This window comes from Actinosynnema sp. NPDC059335, from assembly GCF_042752395.1.
In the GTDB taxonomy this organism is placed as follows: Bacteria; Actinomycetota; Actinomycetes; order Mycobacteriales; family Pseudonocardiaceae; genus Actinosynnema.
In genome coordinates this window covers 13,024-26,057 of the sequence record NZ_JBHYXZ010000062.1, presented here as the reverse complement: position 1 = coordinate 26,057, position 13,034 = coordinate 13,024, and the positions used below count along the sequence as shown (strand labels likewise).

The following is a 13,034-nucleotide window of genomic DNA, read 5'->3' as shown; positions in this document are numbered from 1 at the left end:
ACCGCCGGCCACGGGCGGACCGGGTCACCTCGACTCGACCGAACCCGCGAGGACCGGGACGGGGATCTCGAAGTGGACGGTCTGGTGGTGGTCCGGGTCGCCGTCGCGGGCGTCGCACACCTCCACCGCGACCGAGCGCCAGAACGCCTCCGCGCCGGGCACGCGGGTGTCGGTGTGCAGGTAGATCCGCTCGTAGCCCGGCGTCTCGGCGACGAACCGGACTGCGGCGTCGACCAGTGCCCGCGCCAGCCCGCGACGCCGGTGCGCCGACCGCACGTACACCCGGAACAGCTGCGCCGTCGCGTCGCCGGAGTAGCGCCGCGCGATCCACTCCGGGTGCGGCGGGCTGGCCGGTCCCTGCGCCCGCACGGCCGTGGTGCCCACGACGTCGTCCCCCGTGACGGCGACGAACAGCGCGTGCCTCGGGGTGTCGAGGTAGGTGCCGGCCAGGTCGACGACGTCGGTGTGCCACTGGGGGCGGTAGCCGTGGCCGAACTCGTGGTAGAAGGTGTCCAGCATGACGCTGCGGGCCCCGGGCAGGTCGGCGTGGGTCGCCAACCGCACCTCGTAGGGGTGGTGCTCGTTCACTTCATCCTCTCTTTCGCGCCGTCCAGGGTCGTGGCGACCGGACCGTGCGCGACGACGTGTCCTTCGTGGAGCACGACGACCCGGTCGGCGAGTCGGGCCACGACGTCGAGGTCGTGGCTGATCAGCACGAGCGCGCACGGCACGCCCGCGAGCAGGTCGAGCAGCCCGGCGCGGGTGACCGCGTCCAGGCCCGAGGTGATCTCGTCGCACACGAGCACCTCGGGTTCGGCGAGCAGGGCGCGCACGAGCGCGGCCCGCTGGAGCTCGCCGCCGGACAGGCCGCGCGGCCGTCGCAGCACCGCTTCCCCGCCCAGCCCGACGCGGGCCAGCGCGGTGAGCGCCGCGGCACGGGCCTCGGCCGGCCGCGCCCCGCGCAGCCGCACCGCCGTGCGGGCGACCTGGTCCAGCACGGGGCGGTGCTCGTCGAACGACCCCCGCGCGTCCTGGAACACGTACTGCACGGCGGCGAGGTCGGCGCGCGGGCGGCGGCGCAGCGACCGCGCGAGCGGCCGGCCGTGCAGCAGTACCTCGCCCGTTGCCTGCTGGTGCAGCCCGGCCAGGCAGCGGCCGAGGGTGGTCTTGCCGCTGCCGGAACGCCCGACGACCGCCAGGCGCTCGCCGACCTCCAGGTCCACGTCGTGCAGGACGGTGGCGTCGCGGTACCGGGCGGTGAGGCCGCGGACCCGCAGGCGGGGCTTTCGCCCGGGCGCCTCGGCGGGGACCGGCGGCACGGCGTCGAGCAGCGCCCGGGTGTAGTCCTCCCGCGGCGTGGTCAGCAGCTCCTCCGCGGGTCCGGCTTCGACCACGCGCCCGGCCCGCAGCACCACGATCTCGTCCGCGAGCGCCCGCACCGTCTCCACGTCGTGGGTCAGCAGCACCAGCGCCACGCCGTGCGCGACGACGCCGGCCAGCTCCCGCACCACCTCGGCGCGGGTCAGGGCGTCCTGCCCGGTGGTGGGCTCGTCGGCCACCAGCACCGCCGGGTCGCCGACCAGGGCCTGGGCGAGCACGACGCGCTGCTGCTGGCCGCCGGAGAGCTGGTGGGGGTAGCGGCGCAGCAGGTCGACCGGCACGCGCGCCCGGCGCAGGGCCGTGGCCACCAGGTCGTCGGGGTCGCCGTCGTGCAGGGCGGCGATCTCGCGGAACACCGCGCCCAGCCGGCGTACCGGGTTGAGCGCGGACGCCGGCTGCTGCGGCACGAACGCCACGCGCCCGTTCACCTCGACGTGCCCGCGGACGGAGACGCCGGGGCCGTGCTCGCCGAGCAGGGCGAGCCCGGTGGTGGTCTTGCCGCTGCCCGAGGCGCCGACCAGGGCCAGGACCCGGCCGGCCGACAGGGCGAAGCCGACGCCGTCGAGCAGCACGTGCCCGCCCGCCTCGGCCCGCAGGCCCGTCACGTGCACGACCGGCGTCATGAGCGCACCTCCCGCAACGCGCGGTCGAACACCAGGTTCACCCCGACGGACAGGGCGACGATCAGCAGCGCGGGCACCACCACGGCCCACGGCTGGAGGAACAACCCACTCCGGTTGCGGTCCACCATCACGGCCCAGTCCGCCGCGTCGGGCGGCACGCCCACGCCGAGGAAGCTGGCCGACGCCACCAGGTAGAGCGCGCCGGTCAGCCGGACGCCCAGGTCGGCCGCGAGCGTGCGCCGCATCGACCGGCCGGTGTAGACGATCGACGTCCGCCACCACGACTCGCCCTGCATCCGCATCGCCTCCAGCGCCGGCCGGCCGGCGATCTCCAGGGCCGCCGCGCGCGAGAGCCGGGCGACGTCGGGGAAGTTGACCAGCGCGACGATGCCGACGAGCACCCACGACCCCGGGCCGGTGATGGCGGCCACGAGGATCAGCACCAGCAGCGAGGGCACCGCCAGCAGCACGTCGAGCGGCCTCATCAGCATCTCGTCCACCAGCCTGAGCCGGGCGGTGGCCGCGATGACGCCGTAGGGCACGCCGACGACGTAGGTGAGGGCGGTGGCGAGCAGCGCCACCAGCACGACCGTGCGGCCGCCGGCGAGCACCTGGTGCCAGGCGTCGCGGCCCACGAAGTCGGTGCCCAGCGGCCCCAGCGGCACGAACGGCGCGGCGCGGGTCTGCTCCTCCGGCACGAACAGGGGGCCCAGCAGCGCCAACGCCAGCGGTACCGCGATCAGGACCGCGCCGAGGCCCGCGCGCCTCACGCGACCACCTCCGCGCGTGGCGCGAGGCGGAAGGCCACCAGGTCCGCGACCAGGTTCACGGCCACCGTCGTGACCGCGAAGACCACGGCCAGCCCCTGCACCACGGGCAGGTCCCGCCCGGCCACGGCGTCCACCAGGACCGTGCCCAGGCCGGGGACGACGAACACCGCCTCGACCACGATCACGCCGCCCAGCAGCCAGTCCGTGGTGCGGGCGACCTGCTGGACGGCCGGGGCCAGGGCGTTGGGCAGGGCGTGGGCGAACCGGACCCGCGTCTCGCCGAGCCCGAGGCGGCGGGCGTGCCGCACGTAGTCCGACGCCAGCGCGTCCACCATCCCGGCGCGCACCAGGCGGCTGATCGAGCAGATCGGCCGGGCCAGCAGCACCACCAGCGGCAGGACCAGCGCCGCGGGCTCGGCGAGCAGGTCCACGCCCACCGCGGTGGGCGGCAGCCACCCCAGTCGCACCCCGAACAGCGCGATGAGCACCACGGCCAGCGCGAACTCGGGGATCGAGTGCAGCGCCACGCCGACGGACGTGAGCGCCCGGTCCAGCGGGCCGCCCTCGCGCAGCGCGGCCAGCACGCCGACCAGCACCGAGATCGGCAGCAGCAGCACCAGCGTCAACGTCGCCAGCACGACCGTCGGGCCGATCCCGGCGACCAGGGAGTCGGCGACCGGCCGCCCCGACACCAGCGACACGCCGAAGTCCAGCCGCGGCAACCCGGCCAGCCAGTCCAGGAACCGCTCGGGCACGGGGCGGTCCAGGCCCATGGCCGCGCGGATCGCCGCGATCCGCGCCGGGTCGGGGTTGTCGCCCGCCAGGGCCACCGCCGCGTCCCCCGGCAAAGCCTGCACCAGGAGGAACACGGCGGTGACCACGGCGAGCACCTGCACCAGCCCGAGCGCGAGCCGCCGGACCGCGTAGGAGGCGAGGTTCACCCCAGCCACACCTTGTCGAACCGCGCCCAGTCGAGGGTGTTGGCGGGCGCGGTGGAGATGCCGCCGACGTTCGGCTTCGCGCCCACGATCCAGTCGGCGAAGCCCCACATCAGGTAGCCGCCCTCGGCGTGCAGGGAGTGCTGCATCTCCCGGTACGCCGCGGCCCGCGCGGTCGGGTCGGAGGTGGAGACGGCCTTCTCGTAGAGCGCGTCGAACTCCGGCCGGGCCCACTTGGTCACGTTGGTGCCCGACCCGCTCAGCAGGCGTTGCGCGATGTGGGTCTCGATGGGCATCGCACCGGACCGGAAGCTCGACAGCGAGCCGTTCTTGAGCGTGTCGGCCCAGTAGCTGTCCTTGTTGCCGGTGACCACCTCGATGGTCAGGCCCGAACCCCTGGCCTGGTCGGCGAACACGGTGGCGGCCTCGACCATGCCCGCCGCGGCGGTGGAGGTGTCCAGCTTCACCGTCAGGCCCTCGGCGCCGGCGCGCTTGACGAGGAACCTGGCCCGGTCGAGGTCGCGCTCGCGCTGGGGGAGGTCGTCGGCGTAGTGCTGGTAGCCCTTGCCGAACAGGTCGTTGCCGACCTGCCCGCTGCCCGCCAGCACCGACTCGACCAGCTGCGGCCGGTCGGCCAGCAGGAACAGGGCCTCGCGCAGGTCGCGGTCGTCGAACGGCGGCCGGTCGAGCTTCATCGCGAACGCCTGCACGGCGCTGTTGGGCGCGCGGTGGACGGTCATGCGGTCGCTGCCCGCGTGGCTGCGCGCGGTGGTCGGCGTGAGGTCGTGCGCGTACTCGACCTGGCCGCCGAGCAGCGCGTTCACCCGGGCCGACTCCTCGTTGGCGATGAGGAACTCCAGCTCGTCCAGGTGCGGCGCGCCCTCCCAGTAGTCGGGGTTGCGCTTGAGCAGCACGGACTTGCCCGGCTCGAACGACACGAAGGCGAACGGCCCCGACCCGACCGGTCGGCTGAAGTCCTCGGCGCCCGCCGGGACGATGTACGCGCCGAACGCGGCCAGCGCGTTGGGGAACTCCACGAACGGGCGCTTCAGCGCGAACTCGACCGTGCGCTCGTCCACCGCGCGGCTGTTCGGCAGGTCGATCAGCGCGAGGCTCGACTTGGCCCGGAACGCGCGGTTCGGGTCCAGGATGCGGGCGTAGCTGGCGAGCACGTCGTCGGCGCGCACCGGTCTGCCGTCGTGGAAGGTGGCCTGGCGCAGGGTGATCCGCCAGCGGGTGAGGTCCGCGGCGTGCTCCCACCTCTCCGCCAGGCGGGGCTGCGGCGACACGTCGGCGCCGAGGTCGGCGAGCTTGTCGAACATCGCCTTGGACCGGGCCGCTTCGACGAACAGGTTGGCCAGGTGGGGGTCGAGGACCTCCTTGGCGCCGCCGCCCGCGAACGCGGCGCGCAGCCGGCCGCCGGCGCGCGGGGTGGCGGAGGAGGCGGCGGGTGCGGCGGGGCTGCCGCACCCGGCGAGGGTGACGACCGCCAGACCGGAGGCGAGGCCGAGGAAGCCGCGGCGGTTCAGGGTCATGCTGGTTCCTTTCACTGGTGCCCGCGGGGGCGGAGGCGGGCCACGACGTGGAGGCGGTCGCCGGACAACGCGCCGCTCAGCGGGGCGTCGGCGGTCCACGGCGGGTCGGTGCGGGGGCCGGGGGAGTCGAACAGGGCGAGCACGTCGAACCCGGCGAGGTCGAGCAGGTGCCGCAGCTCCTGCGGGAACAGCAACCGCCAGGCCGAGCGCTGCACGAGCGGTTCGGCGCGCCCGGCCCACTCCCAGGCGCGGCGGCGGCGCAGCAACTGGGCGGCGTGGTCGATCCACAGCTCGGTGTGCGAGGTGTACTCGACGCCCCGCCACGTCACCGAGCGGGTGCGCACGCCGTCGAGCAGTTCGGTGTTGCCGAGGAAGAACGCGCCGTTGCGCATCTCCGCCACCAGCAGCCCGCCCGGGACCAGGTGCGCGCGGCACCGCCCCAGGAAGGCGTCGAGGTCGGCGTTGGTGTGGCAGTACAGCATCGCGCTGTCCAGGCAGGTGACGACGTCGAAGCGGCGGCCCAGGTCGAACGAGCGCATGTCGGCCAACGCCACGTCGACCGCCGGGTGGTGCGCGCGGACGTGCGCGAGCATGTGCTCCGAGCTGTCGATCCCGGTGACGCGGTAGCCGTTGCGGGCCCACCAGCCCGCGTCCCGGCCGGTGCCGCAGCCGACGTCGAGCAGGTCCCGCCCGCCGCCGAACCGGGTGACCACGTCGTGCGCCCAGCGGGCCGCGACGTGCCCGGGGTCGGGGAACCGGTGCTCGTACAGCTCGGGGTTGTCGGTGAGCAGGTTCATCGCACGACCTCCGGCCGCGGTGGGGTGAGCGCGCCGCGGCGGTGCAGCCAGAGCACGCCCCCGGCGCAGGTGAGCCCGATCGCGACGCACAGCAGCGAGGCGGGCCGGTCGCCGAACCCGCCGACCCACCCGATCGCGGTGTTGCCCAGCGCGGCGGCCAGCCCGGAGCCCAGGTAGAACACGCCGAACCGCGTCCCCGCCAGGCTGTCCGGCCCGAACGACGGGATCAGGTCGTAGACCAGCGGGTGCGCGATCATCACGCCGACCGCCAGCGCCAGCGTGGCCACCAGCACCGGCACGAGCCCCGACCACAGCGCCGGCACGGCGAAACCCGCGCCCATGACGGCGAGGCCGACCGCGATGACCGGCCCCCGGGCCCGGTGCGCCAGCCGGCGGGTGACGCGGACCTGGAACAGCAGCGTGACGACCGTGGAGACCACGAACAGCGCGGCGACCACGCCGGCCGACCCGGTGGCCCGCTGCGCCTGGATCGGCAGCAGCAGGTAGAGCTGGTTCTGCAGGACGAACATCCCGCTCAGCACGCAGGTGAACGCCACGAACCGCCGGTCGGCCAGGCACTCCCGCCAGTCGCCGAGCACCGACCCGCCCCGGCGGGCGGCCGGTCGGGCGGGCAGCACGAGGGCCTGGGCGACGGTCAGCGCCGCGAAGATCCCGGCCGCCACCACCGCGGAGACCCGGAAGTCCCACAGCAGCAGCACGCCGCCCAGCACCGGCCCGACCAGCGCGCCCGCCTGGGCGTAGACGGCGAAGCGGGCGAACGCCGCGGTCCGCGCCTCACCCGCCTCCAGCGCGATGTAGGCCCGCACGGCGGGGTTGAACAGCGCCCCGGCGAGCCCGCTGAGGACCGACGCGGCCAGCACCACGGCCACCGACTCGCCGACCGCGAACAGGCCGAACCCCACCGCGCGCAGGCCGCAGCCGACCAGGATCACGGTCCGCGGCCCCACCCGGTCCGACGCCGTGCCGCCCAGCAGGAACAACCCCTGCTGGCTCAGCGTCCGCGCCCCCAGCACCACGCCGATCACCGCGGCCGACATCCCCAACCCGCCCAGGTGCGCGGCGAGGTAGGGGATCAACAGGTAGAAGCCGGTGTTCACGGCGAACTGGTTGACCAGCAGCAGCCGCACCGGCAGCGCGAACCGGGTCATCGCCGCACCACCCCGAGCCCCGGCGCCCCGGACAGCCGCAGGGCGCCGTCCTCGCCGCCGAGCCCGGACCAGGGGTCGTGGGCCAGCAGCAGGTGCCCGTCGAGGTCCACCCACCGGGCGTGCCCGGCGAGGTGGACCGCGGGCGCGATGCCGAGGGAGCTGGCGACCAGGCAGCCGAGCATCACGTCCAGGCCGCCGGCGCGGGCGGCCGAGACGATCTCCAGCGCCGGCCGCAGCCCGCCGCACTTGGCGAGCTTGACGTTCACGCCGTCCACCGCGCCCGCCAACCGCCGCACGTCGGCGACGGCGGCGGCGTCCTCGTCGGCGACCAGTGGGGCCGGGCACCGCGCGCGGACCCACGCCAGCGCGTCCGGGTCGCCGGGCGGGATCGGCTGCTCCACCGCGTCGAGCACGACACCGGCGGCGGTGATCCGCTCCACCACCCGCACCGCCTCGTCGGGGCTCCACCCGCCGTTGGGGTCGAGCACCAGCCGGGCGTCCGGAGCGGCGGCCCGGACCGCCACCAGGACGGCCACGTCCCGGTCGGGGTCCGCCCCGGCCTTGACCTTGAGCACGGAGAACCCGCGCGCGACGAGCGCGGCGGCCCGGCCGGCGGCGTCGTCGGGCGTGGTGATGCCGATGGTGTGCGCGGTGGGCGTGTCGTGCCACTCCGGGAGCCCGACCAGGGCGTGCACCGGCACGTCGCGGCGCAGGCCGAGCAGGTCGTGCAGCGCCGCGTCGACCGCCGCCCGCACCCCGGCCGGGACGGTGCCGTCCGCGTGCAGGAGGTCGAGTGCGGTCCCCGGCGAGCCCGCGCCCGCCAGGACCGGGCGCAGCCCGGCCAGCAGGGACGTGATCGCCTCCACGTCGAGCCCGTAGTAGGCGCTGGTCACCACTTCGCCGTGGCCCTGGCGCCCGTCGTGCGCCACGACGACCCGCACGGCGTCCCGGCGGGCCATCACCGACCTGGAGATGCGCAGCGGCGTGCCCAGGTCCAGGCCGTAGACCTCCCAGTCGAGCCTCACGCGAGCACCGCCGTCCGGGGCGCGACGACCGACCGGGACCGCGTCCAGCCCGTCACCTCGACGCCGTGCGGGTCGCCGATCTCCACCGGCCGGCCGGCGGGCGGCCCGAGCAGGCCGCGGGCGTGGCAGAAGTCGTCGTCGAAGATCGTGCCGAGGTAGCGGTGCGGGCCGTCGGGGAAGATGGTGGCCACCACCGCGCCCGGCTCGACGCGGGCCGCCCAGGCGGCGACCAGCGCGACGGCGCCGGTGCTCCAGCCCCCGGTGACGAAGGCGTCGCGGGCCAGCCGGCGGCAGGCGTCCACCACCTCCACCGGGCCGAGCCAGTGCACCTCGTCGAACTCGGGGTAGGCGACGTTGCGGGGGTGGATGCTGCTGCCCAGGCCGCGCATGACCCGGGTCCGCGCAGGCTGCCCGAAGATCGTGGAGCCGACGGTGTCCACGCCGATGAGCCGCACGCCGGGCCAGTACCGGCGCAGTTCCCGGACGACGCCGGCGCTGTGGCCGCCGGTGCCCACGCTGCACACCAGCACGTCCACCCGGTCCAGCTGCTCCACCAGCTCGCGGGCCAGCCCCGCGTAGCCCGCCGGGTTGTCCGGGTTGTTGTACTGGTCGGGCCAGTAGGCGTCGGGGAACTCGCGCAGCACCGCCCGCAGGCGGTCCAACCGCGCCTGCTGCCAGCCGCCGACCGGGTGCGGCCGGTCCACCACCTCCAGCCGGGCCCCGTGGGCGCGCAGCAGGGCGCGCATCGACGGCTCCAGCTCGCGGTCCACCACCAGGACGACCGGGTGGCCGAAGACCTGGCCGGCGAACGCGAGGCCGAGGCCCAGGGTGCCGCTGGTCGACTCCACGACCACCGCGCCGGGGCGCAGCTCGCCGCGCTCGCGGGCGGCGCGCAGCATGGCCACGGCGGGCCGCGCCTTCATGCCGCCCGCGCTCAGGCACTCCAGCTTGGCCCAGAACCCGCCGTGCCGGTGGGGCAGCGGCGTGTCGATGCGGGCGACCGGGCTCTGGCCGAGCAGGCCGAGCAGGCCGAGCAGGTGCCGGTTCTGCCTCGGGACCGTCACGACGGGCGCTCCGTGTAGTGGTGGATCGTCGTCGGGCCGCCGTCGAGCCAGAAGAACGGGTACGGCTCGGCCGACACCGCCCGCACGCCGTGCCCGATGAACCACGGCAGGATCGCCGCGGCGGTCTGCGCGAACATCACCACCGGCTTGCCCGTGTCGGCGGCGTGCCGCAGCAGCGGCTCGAACGTGCCGTTGCCGACCGTCATGCCCGAGGCCAGCACGAGGTCGCAGCCGTCCAGCGCGCGGCGGGCGTCGGTGGTGATCGGCTCGTCCCACTCGGTGCGGCCGCCCTTGAGGTCGCACGGCACGTAGGTCGCGCCGCGCCCGCGCACGTGGTGCAGCAGCGAGTTGACCACTCCGACCACCAGCACGCGGTCGCCGGGCGCGGGGTCGAGCAGGTCCACCACGGCCCGCGCGCGGGCGAGGGACTTGGCCAGGGAGTCGCCGGGTCCGACGGTGACCGACCTGGTGGCGGACAGGTGGTGCGGGCGGGCGTGCGCCAGGTACGCGTCCAGCGCGGCGGTGCGGAGCGCGGGGTTCGGGTGGTCGAGCAGGTCGAGCACGGTCGCGCCGACGCAGGCGTGCACCTCGTCGTCGGCGACGTCGTCCACCGCGCAGGACCCGACCGCGTCCGCCACGCGCAGGCTGACCACGGTGTTGCGGTAGGACCGGCCGCGCGTGGCGTGCCGGGCGCCCTGCCGGGTGGTGAACCCGACGCTCACCGCGCACGACGCCGGGTCGGGTCCCAGACCGCCCGCCCGGACGAGTTCGACGAGGTCGGCGAGCCTCACGCGGGCACCTCGGCGTAGTCCACGGAGAGACCGGCCACCAGTTCCTCGGCCCGCGCGCGGGCGCCGAGGCCGGTCGGGTCGGTCACCACGACGTGGCCGAGGTAGCTGTTGTTGCTGGTCGGGTCGCCCGCCCGGTGACCGGGCCGCCGGACGTCCCACTCGACCACGTCGGGGGTGGTGGCGAGGTCCTCGGCGCCGCGGACCGCGGACACCAGCCCGGAGCGCGGGGGCAGCAGGAAGGAGATCGCGGCGCTGCGCACGCCGGTGTCCGCCGGGCGCAGGTCCGGCTGCTCGCCGGCGGCCAGTTGCGCGTGCGCGGCGGGCAGGTCGACGCCGGTGACGCGGCGGACCAGCTCGGTGATCCGGTTGCCCGCCGGGCGGGGGTTGACCTCCACCAGCCTCGGGCCGTCGGCGGTCAGCTTGACCTCGGTGTGCGCGACGCCGCGGTCCAGCCCCAGCGCCCCGATCGCGGCCACGGCGACCGCCTCGGCCCCGGCGGTGGGCAGGTCGGCGGGGAACATGTGCCCGCTCTCCACGAACCACGGCTCGCCCGCGACGCTCTTGTCGGTGACGCCGACGACGTGCGTCACGCCGTCCACCGTGACCGTCTCCACGCTGACCTCGGGACCGACGAGCAGTTCCTCCAGCAGCACGGTGCGCACCCGCGGCTGGTTGCGGGCGTTGACCGGGAACGCCTCCAGCGCGGTGAACGCCTCGCGCAACTCGCCCTCGTCGGCCACCTTGCGCACGTGCATCCCGGCGCACAGGTCGACCGGCTTGGCCACCAGGGGGTAACCCAGCTCGGCGGCGGCCTCCGCGAGCGAGGACCAGTCGTCGGCGAGGGCGAAGCGGGGGCCGGGCACGCCGGCCGCGTGCAGGGCGGTGCGGGTGAGGTCCTTGCGGCAGGCCCGTTCGACGGCGAGCGGGTCCGGGCCGGGCAGGCCCAGGTGCGCGGCGACCCGCGCCACGGTGGGCAGGTAGTAGTCGCAGGAGGAGATCACGCCGTCGAAGCGCAGCGCCCGGTGCAGGCGCCCGACGTGGTCGAGCAGCGCGGGCACGTCGTTCGTCTCCGCGGTCAGCACGTTGTCCGCGGCCAGCAACGGGTGCGGGTGCGAGGGCGCGGAGCGCAGGTAGTGGTGCAGGTCGCGGGTCAGGAAGGTGAAGCGGTGCCCCGACTCGTTGACCGCGCGCGGCAGTAACGAGCTCATGGCGCCGACCCAGCTCTCGATCATCAACAGGTGAGCCACAGGTCCTCCTCCTCGGCCGCCGCGGGAGCGGCGCACGTTGAAGAACATGGTAATCATTGTCGAGTAGCGGGTGGCAGCCCCCTGGTGGTCGTGGCAGTGGGGCCGGGTGGTAGGACCGCGACGTCGTGCGGCACGCGCGCGGAACGGCGGGATCGTCGGAGCGCGCCCGGCGCTCGCCGTCGGCCCGGTACGACTCGCCGGGCGTGGTCCGGTCGCCCTGCGTGCTCTCGTGGCGCCGGAGGCCGAGGGTCATGCCGGCGGTGCTGTCGGAGGGTGGTTGCGGTGCGGCGGTCGCCCGGGCGAGCTTTGCTCACCTTCGGGCGGGTGCCTCTCGCGGGGGTGGTGGTGCAATTGCTCTACTCCCTCGGACGAACGGGTGGTCGAGTTCGTCCGGTTCTCCCCTGTCGAGACGGCGGGTGGCGGCCCGGAATCGGTGGAGGAACTGTTCCCCCAGTCGGTTGTGTGGGAAATCGCCATCGCGGGATGCGGTCCGGTGGTGGTGGCGGGAAAAGGTCGTCGTTGGTGAGCCCGGCTCACTCTTTTCATGTACTGCGTAGTTCCGCAGTGGCGTTTTCGACATTTAACGGAATGGGTGCGCGTGCGTCGTGCGCGGCCGAGGTCATAGACCTGTTGTGACCTGTGTCACCCTCGGTTGGCGGGCGGTCCGCTCCGGTATTCGAGTGTTAAAGTCGCCATTCGGCCCGGTCGAACCTTTCCCACCGCGTGCGGAGCGTGCGGATGTCTGAGCGGGACATCGGATGAGGTCCGGTGGAACCGCGTGCGGCGATCAGTCCAGGAGTAGATTGATGCGGAACGACACCGCGATCCACGGCGGCCACGGGCCCGCCGCTGCACCGTTGACCGGACTCGGCTCGCTCCGTGAAGGCGGCACCCCTGAAACGTACGACCAGGTGCTCACCACGAGGATCGGGTTGCGCATCCCGGGAAAGCTGCCGTACGAGTCGTGGGAACGAGCGGGCCGGCAGATCTTCCGCATGACCGACTCCTTCGCCTGGTGCATGGGCGACTGGCTGGTGTACGGGCAGGCGCACTACTCCGATCGGTATCGCCGGGCGGTGGACGTCGTGGGGCTGGATTATCAGACGCTCCGCAATTACGCGTCGGTCGCCCGTCGGGTGGTGATGTCCCGGCGCCGGCCCGGACTGAGCTTCCACCACCACGCGGAGGTGGCCTCGCTGCCGCCCGCCGAGCAGGATTTCTGGCTTCAGCGCGCGGAAGCCGGGAACTGGTCGCGCAACCAGTTCCGGCAGCACCTGCGCGACGCCCGGCGGGCCGCCACGGGCCGGTCCGCGTCGAGCGCGTTGCTGCCGAGGGTGCCGGTGACCGAGGATCGCATGGTCCGCTGGCGTGCCGCGGCGCTGCGGTCCAGTGCAGGGCTGGAGAGCTGGATCCTGGCGGTGCTCGACGACGCGGCCGAACGCGCGTTGGGGCCGGACTGGGCCCCGCAGGAGTGAGTCGCGGCGCCGGCGGTCCGCCGGAGGCCGACCGCGGGGGACGGGTGTGGTGGAGGGGTGTCGGCTCGCTGCCGGCACCCCATGGGTCGTTGTGCCGGTCGGGTCGTGCGTCGCGCTGTACCGCCGCCGGGTCGTCGGCCCCCCCCCCCACCGCGGGGGGGGGGGCGACACACGCAGAGGGGTGGTCCACCAAGTGTGGCCCCCCGGCGGCGCCCTCGGG

13 protein-coding genes are annotated in these 13,034 nt (G+C 74.9%); 2 read left to right on the top strand and 11 right to left on the bottom strand.

Annotated features, from left to right (window positions below; translation table 11 throughout):
- Positions 1-24 precede the first annotated feature (24 nt).
- The 11 genes from ACFXGA_RS20465 to ACFXGA_RS20415 are packed head-to-tail and all read right to left on the bottom strand — an operon-like array spanning position 25 to position 11,339.
- Positions 25-588: a GNAT family N-acetyltransferase gene (locus ACFXGA_RS20465; RefSeq protein ID WP_378090131.1), complete on the bottom strand. Its 564-nt coding sequence runs from the start codon at positions 586-588 to the stop codon at positions 25-27.
- Positions 585-2,003, bottom strand: a complete 1,419-nt coding sequence (locus tag ACFXGA_RS20460) for an ABC transporter ATP-binding protein (RefSeq protein WP_378090129.1) — start codon at positions 2,001-2,003, stop codon at positions 585-587. The genes ACFXGA_RS20465 and ACFXGA_RS20460 overlap by 4 nt, the downstream gene beginning before the upstream one ends.
- Positions 2,000-2,773 carry an ABC transporter permease gene (locus tag ACFXGA_RS20455; protein WP_378090127.1) on the bottom strand — a complete coding sequence of 258 codons (774 nt, stop codon included), beginning with the start codon at positions 2,771-2,773 and terminating at the stop codon, positions 2,000-2,002. The genes ACFXGA_RS20460 and ACFXGA_RS20455 overlap by 4 nt, the downstream gene beginning before the upstream one ends.
- Complete coding sequence (locus ACFXGA_RS20450; RefSeq protein ID WP_378090125.1) at positions 2,770-3,714, bottom strand: ABC transporter permease; 945 nt, start codon at positions 3,712-3,714, stop codon at positions 2,770-2,772. Before ACFXGA_RS20450 ends, ACFXGA_RS20455 begins: the two co-directional genes overlap by 4 nt.
- Complete coding sequence (locus ACFXGA_RS20445) at positions 3,711-5,246, bottom strand: ABC transporter substrate-binding protein (protein WP_378090123.1); 1,536 nt, start codon at positions 5,244-5,246, stop codon at positions 3,711-3,713. Before ACFXGA_RS20445 ends, ACFXGA_RS20450 begins: the two co-directional genes overlap by 4 nt.
- Positions 5,247-5,257: 11 nt before the next feature.
- Complete coding sequence (locus ACFXGA_RS20440; RefSeq protein ID WP_378090121.1) at positions 5,258-6,043, bottom strand: class I SAM-dependent methyltransferase; 786 nt, start codon at positions 6,041-6,043, stop codon at positions 5,258-5,260.
- On the bottom strand, positions 6,040-7,212 hold the full coding sequence (locus tag ACFXGA_RS20435) for an MFS transporter (protein WP_378090119.1): 1,173 nt from the start codon (positions 7,210-7,212) through the stop codon (positions 6,040-6,042). Before ACFXGA_RS20435 ends, ACFXGA_RS20440 begins: the two co-directional genes overlap by 4 nt.
- On the bottom strand, positions 7,209-8,237 hold the full coding sequence (locus ACFXGA_RS20430) for an enolase C-terminal domain-like protein (RefSeq protein WP_378090117.1): 1,029 nt from the start codon (positions 8,235-8,237) through the stop codon (positions 7,209-7,211). Before ACFXGA_RS20430 ends, ACFXGA_RS20435 begins: the two co-directional genes overlap by 4 nt.
- Entirely contained in the window at positions 8,234-9,301 is a 1,068-nt protein-coding gene (locus ACFXGA_RS20425; protein WP_378090115.1) for a PLP-dependent cysteine synthase family protein, read from the bottom strand. The genes ACFXGA_RS20430 and ACFXGA_RS20425 overlap by 4 nt, the downstream gene beginning before the upstream one ends.
- A complete protein-coding gene (locus tag ACFXGA_RS20420; protein ID WP_378090113.1) occupies positions 9,298-10,092 on the bottom strand; it encodes a Rossmann-like domain-containing protein in 795 nt (264 codons plus the stop codon). Before ACFXGA_RS20420 ends, ACFXGA_RS20425 begins: the two co-directional genes overlap by 4 nt.
- On the bottom strand, positions 10,089-11,339 hold the full coding sequence (locus ACFXGA_RS20415; RefSeq protein ID WP_378090111.1) for an ATP-grasp domain-containing protein: 1,251 nt from the start codon (positions 11,337-11,339) through the stop codon (positions 10,089-10,091). Before ACFXGA_RS20415 ends, ACFXGA_RS20420 begins: the two co-directional genes overlap by 4 nt.
- A gap of 376 nt (positions 11,340-11,715) precedes the next feature.
- On the opposite strand from ACFXGA_RS20415, the gene ACFXGA_RS20410 reads away from it, so the two are divergent.
- Both ACFXGA_RS20410 and ACFXGA_RS20405 read left to right on the top strand, forming a co-directional pair.
- Positions 11,716-11,865, top strand: a complete 150-nt coding sequence (locus ACFXGA_RS20410; protein WP_378090109.1) for a hypothetical protein — start codon at positions 11,716-11,718, stop codon at positions 11,863-11,865.
- Between the two features lie 280 nt (positions 11,866-12,145).
- Complete coding sequence (locus tag ACFXGA_RS20405; RefSeq protein ID WP_378090107.1) at positions 12,146-12,814, top strand: LmbU family transcriptional regulator; 669 nt, start codon at positions 12,146-12,148, stop codon at positions 12,812-12,814.
- Positions 12,815-13,034 lie beyond the last annotated feature (220 nt).